At 71.4% G+C, this 16,498-nt stretch carries 17 protein-coding genes and 3 tRNA genes; 10 read left to right on the top strand and 10 right to left on the bottom strand.

From position 1 onward, the window contains the following. Positions 1-210: 210 nt before the first annotated feature. Positions 211-615 (top strand): tyrosine-type recombinase/integrase, encoded by a 405-nt coding sequence (locus ABGA98_RS26825; RefSeq protein WP_347621165.1) that lies wholly within the window; start codon positions 211-213, stop codon positions 613-615. Here ABGA98_RS26825 and ABGA98_RS26820 read toward each other — a convergent pair. After that, a tRNA-Val gene (locus ABGA98_RS26820) sits at positions 586-660 on the bottom strand. The genes ABGA98_RS26825 and ABGA98_RS26820 overlap by 30 nt on opposite strands. Before the next feature lie 484 nt (positions 661-1,144). Here ABGA98_RS26820 and ABGA98_RS26815 point away from each other — a divergent pair. Beyond that, positions 1,145-1,561, top strand: coding sequence for an SsgA family sporulation/cell division regulator (locus ABGA98_RS26815; protein ID WP_132341648.1), 417 nt, complete (start codon positions 1,145-1,147; stop codon positions 1,559-1,561). A gap of 112 nt (positions 1,562-1,673) precedes the next feature. Here ABGA98_RS26815 and ABGA98_RS26810 read toward each other — a convergent pair whose 3' ends face one another. Next, entirely contained in the window at positions 1,674-2,231 is a 558-nt protein-coding gene (locus ABGA98_RS26810; RefSeq protein WP_347621164.1) for a DUF305 domain-containing protein, read from the bottom strand. A 135-nt stretch (positions 2,232-2,366) separates the two neighbouring features. On the opposite strand from ABGA98_RS26810, the gene ABGA98_RS26805 reads away from it, so the two are divergent. Beyond that, positions 2,367-3,743, top strand: coding sequence for a hypothetical protein (locus ABGA98_RS26805; protein ID WP_347621163.1), 1,377 nt, complete (start codon positions 2,367-2,369; stop codon positions 3,741-3,743). Here the strand turns inward: ABGA98_RS26805 and ABGA98_RS26800 are convergent. From ABGA98_RS26800 to ABGA98_RS26780, 5 genes are read right to left on the bottom strand one after another with little or no spacing between them, the layout of a single operon-like run. Beyond that, positions 3,737-4,261, bottom strand: coding sequence for a hypothetical protein (locus tag ABGA98_RS26800; RefSeq protein ID WP_347621162.1), 525 nt, complete (start codon positions 4,259-4,261; stop codon positions 3,737-3,739). The genes ABGA98_RS26805 and ABGA98_RS26800 overlap by 7 nt on opposite strands. A 57-nt stretch (positions 4,262-4,318) precedes the next feature. Further along, on the bottom strand, positions 4,319-6,184 hold the full coding sequence (locus ABGA98_RS26795; protein WP_347621161.1) for a serine/threonine-protein kinase: 1,866 nt from the start codon (positions 6,182-6,184) through the stop codon (positions 4,319-4,321). A gap of 39 nt (positions 6,185-6,223) precedes the next feature. Beyond that, positions 6,224-7,054 carry an aminotransferase class IV gene (locus ABGA98_RS26790; protein ID WP_347621160.1) on the bottom strand — a complete coding sequence of 277 codons (831 nt, stop codon included), beginning with the start codon at positions 7,052-7,054 and terminating at the stop codon, positions 6,224-6,226. Position 7,055: 1 nt separating this feature from the next. Beyond that, positions 7,056-8,066 carry a chorismate-binding protein gene (locus tag ABGA98_RS26785; protein ID WP_347621159.1) on the bottom strand — a complete coding sequence of 337 codons (1,011 nt, stop codon included), beginning with the start codon at positions 8,064-8,066 and terminating at the stop codon, positions 7,056-7,058. Then, complete coding sequence (locus ABGA98_RS26780) at positions 8,033-8,950, bottom strand: LysR family transcriptional regulator (RefSeq protein WP_347621158.1); 918 nt, start codon at positions 8,948-8,950, stop codon at positions 8,033-8,035. The genes ABGA98_RS26785 and ABGA98_RS26780 overlap by 34 nt, the downstream gene beginning before the upstream one ends. Before the next feature lie 57 nt (positions 8,951-9,007). On the opposite strand from ABGA98_RS26780, the gene ABGA98_RS26775 reads away from it, so the two are divergent. Continuing rightward, positions 9,008-10,180, top strand: a complete 1,173-nt coding sequence (locus ABGA98_RS26775; RefSeq protein ID WP_347621157.1) for a Rid family hydrolase — start codon at positions 9,008-9,010, stop codon at positions 10,178-10,180. On the opposite strand, the gene hutH is transcribed toward ABGA98_RS26775, so the two are convergent. Genes hutH through ABGA98_RS26760 form a run of 3 tightly spaced genes read right to left on the bottom strand, consistent with a single transcriptional unit; the run spans position 10,172 to position 13,047 of the window. Beyond that, positions 10,172-11,722, bottom strand: a complete 1,551-nt coding sequence (hutH, locus tag ABGA98_RS26770; protein WP_347621156.1) for a histidine ammonia-lyase — start codon at positions 11,720-11,722, stop codon at positions 10,172-10,174. The genes ABGA98_RS26775 and hutH overlap by 9 nt on opposite strands. Positions 11,723-11,738: 16 nt before the next feature. Continuing rightward, positions 11,739-12,446, bottom strand: a complete 708-nt coding sequence (locus ABGA98_RS26765) for a helix-turn-helix transcriptional regulator (protein WP_347621155.1) — start codon at positions 12,444-12,446, stop codon at positions 11,739-11,741. 49 nt (positions 12,447-12,495) lie between these two features. Further along, positions 12,496-13,047 (bottom strand): hemerythrin domain-containing protein, encoded by a 552-nt coding sequence (locus ABGA98_RS26760; protein ID WP_347621154.1) that lies wholly within the window; start codon positions 13,045-13,047, stop codon positions 12,496-12,498. Between the two features lie 113 nt (positions 13,048-13,160). Between ABGA98_RS26760 and ABGA98_RS26755 the strand changes: the two genes are divergently transcribed. The 6 genes from ABGA98_RS26755 to ABGA98_RS26730 all read left to right on the top strand — a co-directional run bounded on the left by ABGA98_RS26755 (position 13,161) and on the right by ABGA98_RS26730 (position 16,495). Beyond that, complete coding sequence (locus ABGA98_RS26755) at positions 13,161-14,357, top strand: hypothetical protein (RefSeq protein ID WP_347621153.1); 1,197 nt, start codon at positions 13,161-13,163, stop codon at positions 14,355-14,357. 29 nt (positions 14,358-14,386) lie between these two features. Then, the gene (locus tag ABGA98_RS26750; RefSeq protein ID WP_347621152.1) at positions 14,387-15,109 is read left to right on the top strand and encodes an SDR family oxidoreductase; all 723 of its coding nucleotides are present in this window, start codon (positions 14,387-14,389) and stop codon (positions 15,107-15,109) included. A gap of 80 nt (positions 15,110-15,189) precedes the next feature. After that, positions 15,190-15,261 (top strand) — tRNA-Gly (locus tag ABGA98_RS26745). A gap of 73 nt (positions 15,262-15,334) precedes the next feature. After that, positions 15,335-15,409, top strand: a tRNA-Val gene (locus ABGA98_RS26740). A gap of 38 nt (positions 15,410-15,447) precedes the next feature. Beyond that, complete coding sequence (locus tag ABGA98_RS26735; protein WP_347621151.1) at positions 15,448-15,927, top strand: nuclear transport factor 2 family protein; 480 nt, start codon at positions 15,448-15,450, stop codon at positions 15,925-15,927. 100 nt (positions 15,928-16,027) lie between these two features. Next, positions 16,028-16,495 (top strand): hypothetical protein, encoded by a 468-nt coding sequence (locus ABGA98_RS26730; RefSeq protein ID WP_347621150.1) that lies wholly within the window; start codon positions 16,028-16,030, stop codon positions 16,493-16,495. Positions 16,496-16,498: the final 3 nt, after the last annotated feature.

Below are 16,498 nucleotides of genomic sequence, written 5' to 3'. Positions count from 1 at the left end.
CTGGTAGTCCGTCAAGGATGCCGGATGGGATCACGACGAGTTCGGAATCCATGTGTGGAGGTCCGTTCGGGCCGGCGGGGACACCAAGACCGCCCGGTCACGCCGAACCCTGAAGCTGCCTCAGCGCTGCGTCACCGCGCTACTGGCTTTCTGGGACCATCAACGTGGCGCCCGAGAGAAGGCCGGCGACCGGTGGCATGACACGATCTCGTGTTCGCCACTCGGACGGGATCCAAACTCAGTGCTGCCAACGTCCGGCGGGAGGTCCGGCGTGTGGTCGAGAGAGCGGGACTCGTTCCTCATGAGTGGACTCCTCGCGAACTGCGGCACAGTTTCGTCTCGCTGCTCTCCGCTGTTGGCGTGCCCATCGAGCACATCGCTCGCCTGATCGGTCACGCGGGAGGGTCGGCGGTGACGGAGAAGGTCTACCGTCAGCAGATCCGTCCGGTGATGCAGGAAGGGGGCCGCGATCATGGATCGCATCTTCCCCGCTCCGGACCACGGCCCCGAGGAGCCGTAAGTCACTCACTTTGTCACTCAGAAGATCCAAAAGGCCGGTTCCTGACGTGGAACCGGCCTCTGAGCTGGTGGGCGATACTGGGATCGAACCAGTGACCTCTTCGGTGTGAACGAAGCGCTCTCCCGCTGAGCTAATCGCCCGCCCTGCCGACTCCGCTTGGTGCCGACGGGGAAAACCCTACCGCACTCTGGCGCCTGCTGGCGAAGCGATGTGATCAGAAGAGGGTGGGCCGGGCGGCGGGAGGGGGTCGGCGGGCGCCGGATCCGCGCAGCAGTAGGGATTCGGGTGAAACGCGGCGGTTGCCCATCGGCATGGCGGGTCGGTGGCATACCATCAGTCGTGTTCCGGAAGACGCCGGTCGCGATCATTTCGCAAGAAACGTTCATGACCGACGCCTCCGGAACGCGGTCCACCGCACGCAAAACCCTTGCAAATACGACCCGATTGATGCCGTTTGGCCAGGTAGATGCCTAAATGTCCAGCTGTGATGTGCGTTACAGAAGGCCCTAGGAGCGGAATCTTTCCTACGGGTTTCTTCGTTCCCTGCGTCATGCTCAGGACGAAGTCCGTCAGAGCAGTGAAAGCCCCGTAGAGGGGACCTACGACGAAAAGGTTTGGCTGACGATGAACAGCACCACCGTCTCCGCCGAGCTTGGCCTTCGGCTTGTGGTCCCCGACCGTACAACCGTCCCCCTGCTCGCCGGGTTGAGTTACACCGCTGACGACCCATACGCCATCCGCATGGCCTTCCACGTAGGGAACGACGAGCCGGTCGAGTGGATCTTTGCTCGCGAACTGCTGACCGTGGGCATCGTGCGACGTGTCGGCGACGGCGACGTGCAGGTGTGGCCCGCCCGTGCCGACGGCGAGCGCACGCTGCACATCAGTCTCACGTCACCGTTCGGGCAGGCGCTCTTCGAAGTGCCGCTGGCCCCGCTCACGGAGTTCCTCCACCGCACGTACGAGAAGGTGCCCGCGGGCCGCGAGACCGACTTCATGGATCTCGACAGCGAGCTGACCAACATGCTCTGGCCCTCGTGACCGGAAGCGCCCTGGTGACCGGAAGCGCCCTGGTGACCGAAGCGCCCTCGCGACCGGGAGCGACCACACCGCCCCCGGCATCCCCTGGCCCGGAGCGCCCCCCGACCCGGAGCTAGGCCGGCAGCGATTCCAGCACCCGCTTCATGCGGGTGATCTCGATGCTCTGACCCGAGTACACATCCTTGGCGAGCAGCCGCATGCGCCGGTCCCGGCCGGTCGCGAGCTGCTCTCCCGCCATCTTCACCGCCCCCTGGTGATGTCTGATCATCAGCTGGAGGAACAACCGGTCGAAGGCGGTCCCCTTGGCCGCGCCCAGCGCGTTCAGCTGCTGCTCGGTCGCCATCCCGTAGCCCTCGGCCTCCCCGTGGTCGTGTCCCGGTGGCGCGGGGCGGCCCAGCTCGGCGAGCCAGCCGGTCATGCCCTTGATCTCCGGTAGCTGGGCGGCGTCGATCGCGCGGGCGATCGAGCGGATGGCGGGCGTGGTCGTGCGGTCGTCCACCAGCGCCGTCATTTCCAGAGCCTGGCGATGATGCGGGATCATGGCCTCGGCGAAACGTACGTCGGAGGCCACGGTCGGGGCCGGCGTCTGCCCGAGCCGCTCGCCCGGTGTCGCCGTGCGTCCCTGGCCTCCTGGGCTGCCCGGCACGATGACCGGCGCCTCCGTGCCCACGGCAGAGGGTTGGGAAGGCGGCTGCGAGCAGGCGCTGAGGCCCAATATGGTCAGAACCGTGATGAAGACCGTGCGCGGCGTCGAACCTGCTGACATAGCTTCCATACTGAGCCACGACATGAAGGGGAATGCGCGTTGATCTCTGCCAAGCTGCGCGGAGCGTTGCTGTGTACGGTCCTGCTGCTGGCCTCCGCGTGCGCCGGAGTCCCGCTGGGGGGCATGCCCGAAACGCCCGCCGGGTCGTCGCAGGAGACCAGCGCTCCGGCAAAGACCGCCGCGAACGGCGTGATGAAGAGCGACAACGTGGAACACGTCGTCAACGTTCCGAGGACCGCCCCGTTAGACGGTTCGGAGGACCTCAACACGGACCTCGCCTTCCAGGGCGACTACGCGTACCTGGGCAACTTCGGCGGGTTCACGATCTACGACATCAGCGACCCGACGAAGCCGCAGATCGTCAGCCAGGTGTCCTGCCCGGCGCAGCAGAACGACGTCACCGTCTACGGCGACCTGCTCATCCTGTCGATCGACGAGCCGCGCAGCGGCCCGGAGTGCGGCTCTCGCGATGACCGCCGCAGCTGGGAAGGTCTGCGCATCTTCGACATCAGCGACAAGAAGAGCCCCAGATACGTCAGCGCGGTCCAGACCGACTGCGGCTCCCACACGCACACGATGGTCCCCGCCGGGGAGACCGTGTACGTGTACGTCTCCTCGCCGGGCCCGGAGCCCGAGTCGGAGACCTGCCAGCCGCCCCACGAGCTCATCCAGATCGTGGAGATCCCGGTGCAGGACCCGCAGTCGGCGAAGATCGCGGCGAAGCCGGACCTCTTCCCGGAGCGCTCCAACAGCGAGGGCGGCTCCGGGTGCCACGACATCACCGCCTACCCGGAGAAGAACGTGGCCGCGGCCGCCTGCTTCGGCGACGGTGTCATCCTCGACATCACCAACCCGGTCGAGCCGAAGGTCGTCCAGCGGCTCAACGATCCTGAGAACTTCCAGATCTGGCACTCGGCGACGTTCAACAACGACGGCACCAAGATCGTGTTCGGTGACGAGCTCGGCGGCGGCGCCATGGCCACCTGCGACAGGAACACCCCTCCCACCAAGGGCGCGGACGCCGTCTACGACTTGGTCAACGGCCAGTTGGAGCGGCGCAGCTACTTCAAGATCCCGCGGGAGCAGCAGCCGGACGAGAACTGCGTCGCCCACAACGGCTCCCTGATCCCGGTGCCGGGCAAGGACGTCATGGTCCAGTCGTGGTACCAGGGCGGGGTGTCGATCTGGGACTTCACCGACTCCGCCAACCCGAAGGAGATCGGCTTCTTCGAGCGCGGGCCCGACGAGACCGGCGGCACCGTGGGCTCCTGGTCCGCGTACTACTACAACGGCTACATCTACTCCAGCGACATGCGCCAGGGCCTCGACGTGCTGCGGATCGACCATCCGCTCACCGACCCGGCCAAGCAGGTCAAGATGGACGACTTCAACGTACAGACGCAGAAGTCCTACTGAAGCTCGGTCGTCCCCCAGGACGGCCAGCAGTGCTTCGACCGCGCCGCCGCTCCCGCGATGGCGGCGCCGTCGAGCCGCACGGTCTCGAGGCCGATGCCGGCCCACGGCCACTCCATGGTGAGGACGAAGTCCTCCGGCGGCGGCAGTGGGTGCAGCCACAGGGGCGTCTGGTAGAGGGTGAACGTCGCGTCGCCGCGCACGCCGCCGGGAAACCAGGAAAGGCTCGGCGGCGCGCAGTGGTGGTCGGCGTCGGAGGCGACTTCGACGCCGTCCGGATAGCGCAGCGTGATGTGCAGCGACGTGCTCTCCTCGCCGGAGAACGCGGAGTCGAGCTGCAGCGCCAGGCCGCGCGGCGCCGCGGCGTTGCGGGCCACGACGTCGATGTTCAGCAGGCAGCCGGTGTCGAAGGCCTGGATCATCGGCAGCAGGACGGCCAGGGCGGGGGTTCGGGCGAGCACGCGCTCCACCGTGACGATGGCACCCATGGTGGAGATCGGCGGCACCGGGGCTGTCTCCATGTCCCTCATCATCGCCGCAGGACGCGCCTGAGGCGATCCCATGGCGCGTCCGGATCCCTAACCGGGCGCGGCGATCTCCCCCTGCCGCCAGTCCCCGAACGTCGTGGAGTAGGTGGAGGCGAGCTCGGTGCCGCGCACCTCGGTCACCCAGGAGAGCACGAAGATCCGGGGGCGGTTCTGCCGGTCCAGTTCCAGCTGCCAGTTGATCCTGGTGCCTTCGAGCTCGCTCGTCTTCCAGCCGGCCATGCCCGCGAGCTGCTCCTGGATCGCGCCGGGCGCCTTCTCCGCGGGCAGGCTGCCGGAGTAGCGCGGGCCGGCCGCGTCCACCCGCTCCGTGCGCCCCACCAGGTCGAGGATGACGCCGATGCCCGACATGGTGACGACCATGTCGAGGTAGTCCTGGCCGCGCGGCTCGCGCTCCCCTTGAGGTTTCCCGTCGACGAACAGCTCGGCGGAGCCCTCGGACAGCACCATGGTCACGTCCATCTCGGGCTCACCGGCGGGGGTGACGGTCATGGCGTAGGCGCAGTTCTGCGGGCTGAAGCTCACCTCGGGGTGGAACCGGATCCGGCCGTGCGCCTTCGCGGCGAACTCGCTCTGCGTCAGGGCGCCGTCGAAGGTCAGGTCCGCCATCGGCTTCACCGTGATCGCGCTCTGCATCGCGATCACGATGTCCTGCCCTTCCGGCCGCGGCGGGACGATCGTGCGCTCGGCTGTCGCGGTGGCGCTCGGCGAGCGGTCCTGTGCGGCCGGGGTCGCCGAGCCGGCGGGTGCGGTGGAGGTCACAGAGCCGCTCACCTCCGGGCTCCCCGCGGTGTCGGGCCCGGCGACCCGCCCGCCGGATGCCGGGCTCTGGGCTGAGCGCCACCACAGCACGCCTCCCGACACGGCCACCGCGCCCGCGACCGCGCCCGCCCCGAGCAGCAGCGCCCGCCGCGACACCCGGCCTCGCCCTCCGCCCGCAGCCGCCCGCGCTCCCCTGCTGAGCTCCCGCAGCTCCCGCTCCCCTGCGCCGGCCCCAGCCTCGCCGCCACCGGCAGGCCCCGCCTCACGGGCCTGGTCACCGGCGGCATCCGCCCCGCCAGCCCGGTCGTCCGGGGCCTGGCTCTCCGGTGCGGGTGCGGGTGCGGCGCTCGCGCCGGGCGGGTCCGAGGGCTCACCGAGGAGTTCCAGCAGGACCGTACGGGCGCTGGGCCTGGCGGAAGGGTCCTTGGCCAGGCAGCGCGCCACGATCCCGCGCAGCGGCTCGGGCAGGCCGCCGAGGGCGGGCTCGCCGTGCAGGATCCGGTACGCCACCGCCGCGAACGTGTCGCGCCCGAACGGCGGCTCACCCGTCGCCGCGAACGCCATGGTCGAGCCCCACGCGAACAGGTCGGCCGCGGGCCCGACGGTGTCACCGGACAACTGCTCGGGCGACATGTACGGGGGCGTCCCCGAGGAGGAGCCCGCCGTCGCGGTGGCGTCCACCAGCCGGGCGATGCCGAAGTCGATCACCCGTGGCCCGTCGGGCCCCAGCAGCACGTTGCCGGGTTTGAAGTCCCTGTGCACCACGCCGGCCCGGTGGATGGCGGCCAGGGCGGTGACGGTGCCGATGGCCAGCCGGGTCAGCGCGGCGCCACGCACCGGCCCGGCCGTCGCGAGGGCGGGGCCGTCGATGTACTCGGCGGCGACGTAGGGAGGGTCGTGGTCGAGGTCGGCCACGAGCACGCGCGCGGTGCAGAACTCGTCGACCATCCGCGCGGCGGCGAGCTCGCGGGCGAAGGCCCGGTCGATCCCGCCGGTCATCACCTTGACGGCCGCCTGGCCGGAGCCGGGCGACTCGCCCAGGTAGACGATGCCCTGCCCGCCCTGGCCGAGACGGCCCACGATGCGGAACTCTCCCACCGCCTCGGGGTCTCCCGGGCGGAGCGGATCGACTGCCACATATGCCTCACACGATCAGTTGTGAGGCATGACCCTAGCTCATGGGTCGAGGTCGGCGGCAGAGCGTTCGGCGAAGATCCGCATGGCCTTGGTGGTGATCGGACCGGGCGCGACGGGCAGTTCTGTGTCGTCGACCCGCCTGATCGGCTGCACGTCGCGGGTGGTGGAGGTGAGGAAGGCCTCCTCGGCGTCGTAGAGGGCCGCCAGCGGGATGTCGGCCTCTTCCGCTCCGCACCATTCGAGCACCAGCGCCCTGGTGACGCCCGCCAGGCAGCCGGACTCCAGGGTGGGGGTGAGCAGGCGGCCGTCGCGCACGACGAAGACGTTGGAGCCGGTGCCCTCGCAGAGGTTGCCCGCGAGGTTGCCGAAGACGGCCTCGCCGCCGCCGCGCTGCTTGGCGTACAGCAGGGCCTTGGCGTTGTCGCCGTAGGACGTGCTCTTGACGCCGGCCAGGGCGCCGCGCTCGTTGCGCGGCCACGGGACGACGGTGACGTCGGCGGCGGCCGGGAACGGCTTCTGCTCGCCGACGATGACGACGGACGTGGTGCCCTGGTCGCCGCGGTCGGAGCCGAGCGGGCCGGGGCCGCTGGTGTAGGTGACGCGGATGCGGCCGAGCGGCCAGGCGGGCGCGGCGGCCAGGAGCTTGCCGATGCCGTCGGCGATGGCCTCGACGTCGGGCTCGGGCAGGTCCATGCGCTGGGCTGAGAGCGTGAGCCGGTCGAGGTGCCGGGTGAGCGCGAACGACTCGCCCTTGACGATCTTGATGGTCTCGAAGACGCCGTCGCCCACCATCAGCCCGTGGTCGAACACCGACACGGTGGCCTGAGCGGGGTCGATCAGCTCCCCGTTGACCCAGACAGGGATGTTCACTTCAGTCTCCTCCTGTGGATGCCAGTGCGATGAGCCTGGCTGCCTTGAGCTCGGTCTCGAACCATTCGCGCCCGGGGTCGCTGCCCCAGGTGATGCCCGCGCCCGTGCCGAACCGGATCTCGCCGCCCGCGAGCCAGAACGTCCTGATGCCCACGGCCAGCGCCGCCGTGCGCCGGTCGGCGTCGACCCAGCCCACGGCCCCACAGTACGGGCCCCGGGGAGCTGGTTCGAGCTCATTGATGATGCGGACCGCCGACGACTTCGGCGCGCCCGTGACGGACCCCGGCGGGAACGTCGCGGCGAACAGCTCGGGCCACCCCGCCCCCGGGGCCAGCCTGGCCCTGACGGTGGAGACGAGGTGGACGAGGCCGGGGTGCTCCTCGACCGCGCACAGCGCGGGCACCTCGACGGATCCGACGTCGGCGACCCTGCCGAGGTCGTTGCGGACGAGGTCGACGATCATGACGTTCTCGGCGTAGTCCTTCTCCAGCAGGTCGGCCGCGGTGACGCCGGTGCCCTTGATGGGCCGGGACTCCACGACGTCGCCGTCGCGCGACAGGTAGAGCTCGGGCGAGGCCGACACCACGCTCAGCCCGGGCACCTGGATCACCGCGGAGTGCGGCGCGGGGTTGCCGGACGCCAGGCGGGCGGCCAGCGCGAGCGGGTCGGCACCGGGCGGGGCGGGCGCCGACAGGATCCGGCAGAGGTTGGCCTGGTAGACCTCGCCCTGCTCGATATAGGCGCGGATCGCCCGCACGCCGCTCTCGTAGGCGGCGCGGTCGAGCGAGCTGCGCCACTCGCCGGGGCGGGGCCCGCGCCAGGGGCGGGCCGGCGCGGGCAGGGGCGCTTCGCGCACCCGGTCGAACCGGGCGCACGTCACCTTGCCCTCGTAGTCGACGACCACGGCCCACCAGCCCTGGCCGTCGAGGGCGGCGAGGTCGGTGGTCACGTCGCGCAACTCCGTCGCGAGCACGCCGCCTAAGCAGGCGTATCCGTCGTGCACATCTGCCATTGTCCCAGCATCCCGGCGAGCTCCAGCGCGCTGGGCAGCGGGGTGCCGGGCAGGGCCGCGTACACCCTGCGCGCGGGCGCCATGCCCCGCAGCGGCCGCAGAACCAGGTCGCGCGGCACGGCCCCGGCCGCCAGCTCGGGCACCAGCGTCACGCCCAGCCCGGCGGCGACGAAACCGAACTTGCCCGACCACTCGGCCACCCGCAGCCCGGTGCGCGGCGTGAACCCGGCCGCCGCGCACGCCGTCAGGAGGAGGGTGGGCTGCCCGCGCGGGGCCGCCTCGATCCAGCACTCCCCGGCCAGGTCGCGCAGGTCGACGTCATGCTCGGCGGCCAGCCGGTGGTCTCCGGGCAGCGCGACGAGCAGCCGGTCGTCCAGCAGCGGCACCGTCCTGGCGACGCCGGCGGGCAGCCCGGAGGGGTAGTCGCTGATCACGGCCACGTCCAGCGTCCCGGCGTGCAGCCCGTCGACGAGCCGCGCGCTGAGCCCTTCCGTCAGCCGCAGGTCGACGCCCGGGTGCCGGTCGGCGAACCGTCTGAGCGTGCCGGGCACGAGGCCGACGTTGGCGGTGGCGAACGCGCCTACCCGCAGGATGCCGCCTCGCCCTGCGTGGATGGCGGTCAGTTCCTCGCCCGCCCGCTGGAGCCGGTCGAGCACGGCGACGGCGTGGCGGTGCAGCGCCTCGCCGGCGGGCGTCAGGCGTACACCCCTGGCGAGGCGCTCGAAGAGCGGCCCTCCGGCGGCGCGTTCGAGCGCGGCGACGCGGCGGGAGACCGCGGACTGGGTGTAGCCGAACAGCTCGGCGGCGGCGGTGAACGAGCCGCTCCTCGCGACCTCGTCGAAGAGCCGCAGCGTGGCGGCGTCAAAGGCATTCGTGTCAAGCATGGCTGATATGCAATCTAGTCGGTGGTGGAATGCCGCGCCTCCCGGTTCACTGAGGGCATGATTGCCTTTCTCGGACAGGGGCGCATGGGAGCGCCGATGGCCCGGCGGCTCGTGGAGGCCGGGCACGAGGTACGGACGTGGCGGCGCGGGAACGGTGTCACGGCCGCCGCGGCGGTGGACGGCGCCGGCCTGGTCATCACGATGCTGAGCGACCCGGCCGCGGTGCGTGAGGTGGTGACGGCGGCGCTGCCGGGGCTGCGGCCCGGCACGACCGTGGTGGAGATGTCGACGATCGGCCCGGAGGCGGTGCGCGAGCTGCGCGCGCTGCTGCCGGCGGAGGTGGGGCTGGTGGACGCGCCCGTGCTGGGCAGCGTGGGGCCCGCCGCGTCCGGGACCCTCACGGTGCTGGCCGGCGGCGACGTGTCAGGGTGCCGCGAGGTGCTGTCGGTGTTCGGGCGGGTCAGGGAGCTCGGTCCGCTGGGGGCGGGCGCGGCCATGAAGATCGCCGTCATGAGCGCGCTCGTGCCCGTCCAGGTGCTGCTGGCCGAGACGTTCGCGTACGGCGCGGCGCACGGCGTGGACCGCGACACGCTCGTCGACGTGCTGGCGGACACCCCGCTGGGCGTGGCGGCCGAGCGGCTGCGCGTTCCTTCCGGGGAGACCCGTTACTCCCTGGCCCACGCCGCCAAGGACCTGGAGCTGGCCGCGTGGGACGGGGCCTCGGTGAGCGCGTCCGCCAGGAGGCGGCTGCAGGAGGCACGGGCGGCCGGGCTCGGCGAGCGGGACGTGACCGCCATCGTGGAGCACGTCGCGGGCCCCGCGGCCGGATCCGGCGCGCGGCGGGCGGTGCCGCTCAACCTGGCGACCGTCCCGGCCACGAACGGCATGTACTCGCACGCCGTCCGCGCCGGCGACACGCTCTACGTCTCCGGCCAGGCCGCGTTCGACGAGCGGGGGAACATCGTCGGCGAGGGCTCCATGACGGCCCAGGCCGAGCACGTGTTCCAGGTCGTGGCCCGCATCCTCGCCGATCAGGGCGCGACGTTCGACGACGTCGTGTTCATCAGGACGTACCTGACGGACATGGACGACCGCGTCGCGTACGGGCAGGTGCGCAGGAAGTACATCACCGGCACGCCCCCGGCCAGCACGACCGTCGAGGTGTCGAAGTTGTTCATGCCGGGACTGCTGCTGGAGGTGGACCTGGTCGTCGCCCTGCCGTCACGCTAGGGGGCCGGTCACCGACTCGGCGGCGGCCACCACGCCCCCGTCGGCGACCAGGCGCACGGCGGAATCGATCTCCGGCGCGAGGAACCGGTCGGGCCCGGGGGCGGGGACGGTCTCGCGCAGCGCGCCGAGCACGGCCGCCGTCGCGGGCGCGGGCTCCAGCGGGGCGCGCAGGTCGAGCGCGCGGGCGGCGGTGAGCACCTCGACGGCCAGCACGCGGGTCAGCCCGTCCACGGACCTGCGCAGCTTGCGCGCGGCCGACCAGCCCATGGAGACGTGGTCCTCCTGCATGGCCGAGCTGGGGATGGAGTCGACGCTGGCCGGCACGGCCAGCCGCTTGAGCTCGGAGACGATGGCGGCCTGGGTGTACTGGGCGATCATGTGACCGGAGTCGACGCCGGGATCGTGGGCCAGGAACGCGGGCAGCCCGTGGTTGCGGGCCACGTCGAGGAACCGGTCGGTACGCCGTTCGGACATGGAGGCCAGGTCGGCGGCCACGACGGCCAGGAAGTCCAGCACGTACGCGATCGGGGCGCCGTGGAAGTTGCCATTGGACTCGACGCGGCCGTCGGCCAGCACGGCGGGGTTGTCGACGGCGCCGGCCAGCTCGCGCCCCGCCACGGTGGCGGCGTGCGCGATGGTGTCGCGGGCGGCGCCGGCGACCTGGGGTGCGCAGCGCAGGGAGTAGGCGTCCTGGACGCGGGTGCAGGCCTCCGGGTCGCGATGGCTCGCCATGATTCCGGAGTCGTGCAGAATTCTCGTCATGTTGGCGGCGGACAGGGCCTGGCCCGGGTGCGGCCGCAGCGCCTGCAGCTCGGGCGCGAACACCCGGTCCGTGCCCAGCAGCGCCTCCACGCTCATCGCGGCGCTCACGTCGGCGGTCCTGACCAGCCTGGTGAGGTCGTCGATGGCCAGGATCAGCATGCCCAGCATGCCGTCGGTGCCGTTGATGAGCGCGAGGCCCTCCTTGGCGGCCAGCTCGACGGGGTCGATCCTCGCCTGCTTGAGCGCCTCGGCGGCCGGCAGCAGCGCGCCGGACGCGTCGCGTACGACGCCCTCGCCCATCAGCGTGAGCGCGACGTGCGCCAGCGGCGCCAGGTCACCGGAGCAGCCGAGGCTGCCGTATTCGTGCACGACCGGCGTGATGCCCGCGCTGATGAGCGCGGCCAGGGTCTTCGCCGTGACCGGCCTGATGCCGGTGTGGCCGGTGGCCAGCGTGTGCAGGCGCAGCAGCATGAGCGCGCGCACGACCTCGGTCTCGACCTCGGGCCCGCTGCCGGCCGCGTGCGAGCGCACCAGGGAGCGCTGGAGCTGGGCGCGCAGCGCCGGGTCGATGTGCCGCGTGGCCAGCGCCCCGAACCCCGTCGAGATGCCGTACGCGGGGGTCGGGCTCTCGGCCAGCTCGTCGACCCGCTGGCGGGCGGCGGCCATGGCGGCGACCGCGTCGTCGGTGAGGCGCACCGGGGCGCCGTGGCGGGCCACCTGGATGACGTCGCGGAAAGTCAGGGGCTCGGGGCCGACGTTCACGACTCCGTTGTCGCGCATGATGTCTCTCTCGCTGCTAGGTAACCGGCGTACCCGATGTTAGCTCCTTACCAGCGAACAACGCCGACAGCCCCTCCCTGCCCTCCTCGGTGAGGACGACCGCTCTGGGCACGGCGCCCCGGCGGAACCAGCCGCGCTCCAGCAGCACTCCCGTGATCGCCGCCCCGAGCGCACCGCCCAGATGTGCCCTGCGCTCGGTCCAGTCGAGGCATTCAGGGGCGAAACGCCTCCTGGACCCGCGCGCGCCGGCCACGTCCACGCCGAGCCCCGACAGCAGCCGCTCCCCCGCGTCCGTCACGTCGTACGCGGCGTAGTAGCCGCCCTCCCTCAGCCGGTCCAGCAGGGCCACGCCCGCCCGCCCTGCCAGGTGGTCGTAGCAGGTGCGGGCCTCCTCCAGCAGGCGGGCCTGCCGTGACTGGCGCAGCGAGCGCACGGGCGGGCGCCCGCTGATCCTGGCCAACGTCTCCAGCACCTCGGCCACCTCGTGACCGGCCAGCCGGTAGTAGCGGTGGCGGCCCTGGCGCACGACGTCCACGAGCCCGCCGTCGAGCAGCCTGGCCAGATGGGCGCTCGCGGTGGCGGCGCTCACCCCGGAGACCCTGGCCAGTTCCCCCGCCGCCAGCGCGCGCCCGCCGAGCAGCGCCGTGAGCATGGCGGCCCTCGTCGGATCCGCGATGAGCGAGGCGACGGGCGCGACGTCGGCGTCACGTGCGATGAACTCCATGCCTGCGACGCTAGTACGACAACATTTCGCCCATCGTCGAAAGGTGCCGTCAACGCCTGCCGAGGGCCTTGCCGATCATGTCCCGGGCCCGGTCCATCAGCGCCAGGGGCGTCCCCATCAGCATGTTCCTGGCGACGGACTCCGTGCCGGGGTGCGGGCGCACGGGCGCCAGGGCCTCCGCCGCCCGTACCGCCGCCGCCATGGCCCGCCGCTCGACCATGGAGGTGTGCGCCCGCAGCTTGACGAACTCGTACCGCTCCTCGCTGCGCGCGTGCGCGGTCACGGCCGTGCGCAGCTCGGCCAGCCGGTCCCAGAATTCCGGGTGGTCCACCCCGTCCTCGTGCAGCTCGACGAGGAGCCGCTTGGCGCGGTTCTCCTCCTGCAGCCGGTCGGCCACCACTCCCTGGCCGTTGTCGAGCTTCCTGCGCGCGTACGGGTGCACGATCTCCTCCTCGGCGGTCTCGTGCACGCACAACATGCGCGTCAGCCGGTCGAACGCCTCCTCGACCTTGTCCGGGGGCGCCTTCTCCACCTCGTCGAACAGGTCTCTGATGCGGCCGTGCTGGGCCGTCAGGAGATCGATGACATCGTGTTCACCCACGAGTGCGCCCCTACCCCCGCTCCCCGGCGGGCACGCGCTCCCTTACCGAACACGGGCGGTTCGGGGACCGAACGCGGAGGTTGCCGGGTCAGGCCACGGGTACGCGCTGCGACATGGCCTTCGACCCACTGCAGGAGCGGGGCGTCCCGCTGGACGAGCAGGTGCGTGACTGGCGCGAACTGGACGTCACGCCCATCGACGCAGACCGCTGCGATCCGTACACGCGGTGCCGGATCATCACGATGAACGGCATCGAGGTGGAGGCGATGATGTTCAGCCACCACCTGGCCCGGCACTGCCAGGATCAGGAGATCAGGCGGCAGCTCGCTCGCGTGCGCTCCATCGAGGCGCAGCAGCAGAAGGCGGTCAACTGGCTGCTGCCGGGATCGGCATCGGTGCTGGAGACGACGATCGCGTACGAGCAGGTCGCCGTCGACCTGACCGCGTGGGTGGCCCGGATGGAGCCGGACGCGTATCTGAAGCAGGCCTACGAGTTCGGCGTGCTGGAGGACTTCGACCACCTCTACCGCTACGCCAACCTCTACGAGATGATCGAGCACCGCAAGGCCGAGAAGATCGTCGACCAGCTCACCGAGGTGATGCCCGGCCGGCCGACCTACCTGCACCACCGCGACCCCGTCGACAACGTGCGCGAGCCCTACGACCGGCGCAGGACCGAGCCGCTGTCGCGGCTGCACGCGCTGACCGTCATGTCGGCCGAGCAGCAGACCATGAACTTCTACATGAACGTCGGGCCCATGTACATGGAGCCGATCGCCCGGCAGCTCTACCAGGAGATCGGCCTCGTCGAGGAGGAACACGTCACCCACTACGAGTCGCTGGTCGACCCCGGCGAGAGCTGGTGGGAGATGCTGCTCAACCACGAGTACAACGAGTGCTACCTGTACTACTCCTTCATGGAGACCGAGTCCGACCCCAAGGTGAAGAGCATCTGGGAGCTGCACCTCAACATGGAGCTGGAGCACCTGCGGCTGGCGGCCGAGCTGTTCAAGCGGCACGACGGCCGCGACCCCGACCAGGTGCTCGCGCCCGCGCTGCCGCCGCCGGTGACGTTCGAACCGAACAAGCAGTATGTCCGCGATCTCCTCGCCACCCAGATCGACCACACCACCCTGGGCACCGGCTATGTACGGGAGGCCCACGAGCGGTTCTCGAAGATGCAGGAGGCGGTCATGGGCGGCGAGAAGCCTCCGTCGGAGGTGGTCGTCGACGACAACCGGGCCGTCACCGGCATGGAGTACCGCCTGGAGACCGAAGGGCCGCATCCCGCGGGCTTCCGGCTCGGGTGACGAGGAGCCCGGCCGCTAGAGTCGGGCCCATGTCAGTCGCCCTCGTCACCGGCGCGTCGCGCGGCCTCGGAGCCGTCATCGCGCGCAGGCTCGCCGCCGACGGCCTGGCCGTCGCCGTCAACTACCGCTCCAACGGCGCCGGCGCCCAGGAGGTCGTCTCCGCCGTCCGGGAGGCGGGCGGCACCGCCGAGGCGTTCGCCGCCGACGTCACCGACGAGGCCGGCGTCACGGGCCTGGTGGCCGCCGTCGCCGAACGGCTGGGCCCGGTGGACGTGCTGGTGGCCAACGCGACCGGCCCGCAGCCCTCGGTCGCCGTCGAGGACCTCACCTGGCAGTCGCAGCTCGACCAGCTGACGTTCTTCGTCAAGAGCCCCACCCTGCTCGTACGGGCGGTGCTGCCCGGGATGAGGGAACGCGGCGGCGGCCGCGTCATCCAGATCGGCTCCGACATCGTCGACCGCAAGCTGCCCGGCATGTCCGCCTACATCGCCGCCAAGGCCGCCCAGCACGCGATGACCCTGGCGTGGGCCCGCGAGCTCGGCCCGTACGGCGTCACGGTCAACATCGTCGCCCCCGGCTGGATCCCGGTCGAGCGGCACGCGGGCCTCGACGAGAGCGGCTACCGCGCCGAGGTGCCGCTGGGCCGGATGGGCACGCCCGGCGACGTGGCGGCGGCGGTGTCCTACCTCGCTTCCGACGGCGCCGCCTTCGTCACCGGGCAATGCCTCACCGTCAACGGCGGCCACACCTGACCTGGGCGGATCTCCTCAGTTTGGGGACCAGGCCGGGATTCGCTAGAGTTCTCTCGTCGCCCGGCGCGAGCGGGGCGCACGCGGAAGTGGCTCAGTGGTAGAGCATCACCTTGCCAAGGTGAGGGTCGCGGGTTCGAATCCCGTCTTCCGCTCGGAGCTTCCGGCTCGATGGCGTGGCCGAGAGGCGGGCGGTGACCCGCATCCCGTCGCCACCTCGCCGCGCAAGGACGATTAGCTCAGCGGGAGAGCGCTTCCCTGACACGGAAGAGGTCACTGGTTCAATCCCAGTATCGTCCACCAGCAGACGAGCCCCAGGTCTTGAGACCTGGGGTTTTTCCATGCCGCTGGCCATCGGGCCCGTCCGGCGCGACGATCACCTCATGGACACGCAGGAGATCGCCGACCGCCTCGAGATCACCGGCCTGCTGGCCCGCTACTGCCACGCGCTCGACTCCGGGCGATGGCACCTGCTCGACGAGGTGTTCACCCCCGGCGCCGTGATCGACTACACCTCGGCGGGCGGCGTCAGGGGCACCCGCGACGAGGTCACGGCCTGGCTGGCCGGCGTGCTGGCACACTGGCCCGGCAGGCTGCACCTGATCGGCGCCCCGATCATCGACGTCCGTGACGGCGAGGCCCGGGTGAGCGCGCCCTTCACCGACACCCTCGCCCCCACGAAGGACCTGGTGGCGGGCCCTCAGGCGGCAGGGGGTTTCCTGCACGGCGGCGGCTGGTACCACCACCGCATGCGCCGCACCTCCGGCGGCTGGCGCAGCGTGGAACTGGTGGAGGAGCAGAGCTGGCGCACCGCCCGCTGAGCTCGGACGTGTCACAACGGCGCGGCGTCATCCGTCTTATTGATAGCCGAAGGCCGAACCGAGCGCCGTCGCTCCCGTCCCGCACGCGAGGTGAATCCCCTTGCCATCCACCCCGGACGCTTCCCATGCCGATCCCGCGGCCTGGCGGGTCGCCGTCGACGCCAGCGAAGGGCTGGTGTCGGCGGGCACGCGGCTCCTGCACACGCTGCCGGCCTTCCACGGCTCGTTCTACCTGCGGCCCTCGGGGTCGCTGGCGGGTTTCGCGCTGAGCTTCCCGCTGCCGTCGCGGCACGGGGAAGAGCTGGTGTGGGAGGCGGTGGAGCTCGGCTCGGGCGGGTCCCGGCGGGAGATCACCGGGCAGGGCTCCCTGCGCGTCGGGCGGCGGCTCGCGTTCGCTCCCGTGTCGGGCCGGTGCGTGGAGGTGCCCGGAGGCCGCCGCGGCCGCCCTTACCTGAAGATCGTGTTGTCGACGCGGTTGCCGCTCGCCCTGCGCTGGCCGCCGTCCCCCTGGCACCGGCTGCGGCCGGCCACGCTCCAGCTGTTCACCGAGATCCGCCCCGAGCGCTGACCG

The sequence above is a fragment of the Nonomuraea sp. B1E8 genome (genome assembly GCF_039871515.1).
Taxonomy (GTDB): domain Bacteria; phylum Actinomycetota; class Actinomycetes; order Streptosporangiales; family Streptosporangiaceae; genus Nonomuraea.
This window is presented reverse-complemented; position numbering and strand designations above follow the sequence as displayed.